The organism is Paenarthrobacter sp. TE4293, from assembly GCF_050435325.1.
GTDB lineage: Bacteria > Actinomycetota > Actinomycetes > Actinomycetales > Micrococcaceae > Arthrobacter > Arthrobacter nitroguajacolicus_C.
The window spans coordinates 1-2934 of record NZ_JBNJRY010000016.1 but is presented as its reverse complement, the minus strand read 5'-3'; the positions used below and the strand labels follow the sequence as shown (position 1 = coordinate 2934).

Sequence of the window (2934 nt, the reverse complement as noted above, 5' to 3'; positions counted from 1 at the left end):
TTTTTGGCCGCCTACCGAACCGTACACACCTTCCGGCTTTCCGTTTCGCACCCGGCGACTCAGAAAACAATACACGCCCCCAACCCCCAACGCAAATCCACCCCCAAAACCCCACCCACCGCCGTCGAACACAAGAATGAAACGGCGCCATGGCGGTGGCAGTCCTGCACGAGTGTGCCTACGGCGCCAATGACGGAGACGCCTCCTGGTGGGAGGATTGAACCCATGAAACTGCACATCACAGGAGATGCCGCCGCAGACCAGCTGCTCAGTGACGACGCCTTTGCGTTGCTCACGGGTATGCTGCTCGATCAGCAGGTCACTATGGAGTCGGCCTTTGCTGGTCCCGAGAAGATCCGCACTCGTCTTGGTTCCTTGGACCCCGGCATGATCGCAGGGCACGACCCCGCCGGCTTCGTGGAAGTCTTCAAGGAGCGGCCGGCCGTCCATCGCTTCCCCGGGTCCATGGCCGGCAGGGTTCAGGCCCTTGCGGAAACTGTACACAGCGACTGGGACGGAGATGCGGCCGCCATCTGGACCCGTGGGAACCCCGACGGACCCGAGGTACTCCGCCGGCTCAAAGCGCTGCCTGGTTTCGGTGAGCAGAAGGCGAAGATCTTCCTGGCTTTGCTGGGCAAGCAGTGCGGACTTGAAGCCGAGGGGTGGCGGGAGGCCGCCGGCCACTACGGAGACGAAGGTTCCTACCTGTCGGTCGCTGACATCGTGGATTCAGAGTCCTTGGTTAGGGTGCGTGCGAGCAAGCAAGCAGCGAAGGCAGCCGCCAAAGCCGCAAAGGCTTCCACCACCTGATCCCGACCGCCTACGAGGGCAAGCGCGAGCTGTAAGCGTGCTGGCCTTGCGCCCCGGAGCTGCCCCTGTTTTCCACATAGGCATGTTCACGCCTTATGAAGCCCGGTGTCCGCTGCAAGAGTTGAGCTATGGGACAGATTCGGGGAGGGCGAGCAGGCGAGGCGGTGAAGGCTGCGCTGGTTGCCGCCTCTTCCCAGGGAATGACGTCCAAGGACACGACGCCGCCCAACCCCGGCGGGCTTGCTCGACTGAAGACTCCCGCCGTCGGGAACTTTGCGCAGGCCCGCAAACTCGGGCGCAGCCGATTTCAGCCCAGCAGATCGGTACAGCCCGGTGGTTCGGTTCGGCCCAGCGCAGCCCGGCCCGGCAGTTCAGCTCAGCCCGGCGCAGTTCAGCCCGGCAGTTTGGTTCGGCCTGGCAGTTTGGTTCGGCCCGGTGCAGTTCAGTCCGGAACTGTCAGCGGCGACCTGATTGATCAGTTGCGGGTGTTGGAGGAGATGAAGTCAGCCATCTCCGGTTTGCAGGCGCGGATTGCTGTGGCATTTGACCTGGCGCAGCGGGCCGAGCAGGCCGAAGCCGGTGTTCCTGCGGCGGAGCGTGGGAAGGGTGTGGGTGCGCAGGTGGCGTTGGCGCGGCGGGAATCACCGAACCGCGGCTCCAGGCTGCTGGGTTTGGCCAAAGCACTGGTGACGGAGATGCCACACACCTTGGCGGCGTTGAACTCCGGCCAGCTGAACGAGTGGCGGGCCACGCTGCTGGTGAAGGAAACAGCCTGCCTCAGTGTTGAAGACCGGGCCGCCGTCGATGCCGAACTCGCCCCCGACACCGGCGCTTTCGACGGGAAAGGCGACAAAGCGATTATCGCCGCCGCCAAGGCCGCCGCGTACCGGCGCGATCCTCGGTCGGTGGCTCAACGGGCCAGCCATGCCGCAAGTGAGCGGATGGTGAGCCTGCGCCCGGCGCCGGACACCATGACGTACTTGACGGCGTTGTTGCCGGTAGCCCGAGGCGTGGCGGTCTATGCCGCGTTGAGCCGTGGTGCTGAGTCGGCCCGTTCCAGCGGGGATGCACGGACTCGGGGGCAGGTCATGGCCGACACCCTGGTCGAACGCCTCACCGGCACCCGGGCCGGGTTTACGGGCATCAACCTGGACCTCGTCATGACCGACCGCACCCTCTTCCAGGGAGACAGCGAACCGGCCAGACTCCAGGGCTACGGCATCGTCCCCGCCCAATGGGCCAGAACACTCCTGAACGATGATCGCGGGTTCCGGGTCTGGCTCCGCAGGCTCTACACCGCCCCCGCCACCGGAGAACTAGTGGCCATGGACTCCACAGCCCGGCTCTTTCCCCCACGACACCGACGCTTCATCGAAGCACGCGACCACACCTGCCGCACCCCCTACTGCGACGCGCCCATCCGACACATCGACCACATCGTGCCCTGGCACACCGGCGGCACCACCACCCTGAACAACGGCGCCGGACTCTGCGAAGCCTGCAACCACACCAAAGAAAACCCCGGCTGGACCGCAACACCCACCACAAACACCGCCGACACCACAGACACCCACACCCTTCAACTCCGCACCCCCACAGGACACACCTACCAATCCAAAGCCCCACCACTACCAGGGCACAGGCCATTGTCATTCGCTTCCTCGGCGGGGCAGGAGCCTCAGGCGCAGTCCGCTTCACCGGAAGGCGACCGCGAGATCGCCACCAAGCGGAGCCAAAACAGGGCGGGCGTCGGGGCACCTCACCACAGGGGTGGAGCACTCCACCAAAGCTAGGGCTGCCGGACAAAGGGGGCAGATGAAAGGGCGTGCTCCAGCCAGTCTGTATCGCAGGATGAGGATGGCGACTGTCACTCGCTAGCGCTGTCACGTTAGCCGCAGTCACTAGCAAGCGCCCGTCACTAGATTAACGACGAAAGGCCTCCACAATGGTGGGGGCCTCTTGTTGGCTTGATGAAGCACGCATGAAGCGTGCAAGGCCACCGAGCGGCTAAGGGCAACCAAGTGATTCCCGTGGCAAGTCTCACAGCTCGGGTGAAGCCCCATATGAACAGGTCCTGGAGCGGATTGTTGTCCGTTATGTGGGCTAGGGCCTTGGCTCGTGGCG

General features: G+C 64.5%; 2 protein-coding genes. Both read left to right on the top strand.

The annotated features are described in order from the left end of the window. Positions 1-225: 225 nt before the first annotated feature. Positions 226-810: an HhH-GPD-type base excision DNA repair protein gene (locus tag QF015_RS21540; protein WP_310211281.1), complete on the top strand. Its 585-nt coding sequence runs from the start codon at positions 226-228 to the stop codon at positions 808-810. 404 nt (positions 811-1214) lie between these two features. After that, the gene (locus QF015_RS21535; protein ID WP_429390721.1) at positions 1215-2603 is read left to right on the top strand and encodes an HNH endonuclease; all 1389 of its coding nucleotides are present in this window, start codon (positions 1215-1217) and stop codon (positions 2601-2603) included. Positions 2604-2934 lie beyond the last annotated feature (331 nt).

Bases quoted from the DNA above. Each gene is read 5' to 3' on its own strand.
- QF015_RS21540 (WP_310211281.1), top strand. From the start codon at position 226: ATGAAACTGCACATCACAGGAGATGCCGCCGCAGACCAGCTGCTCAGT.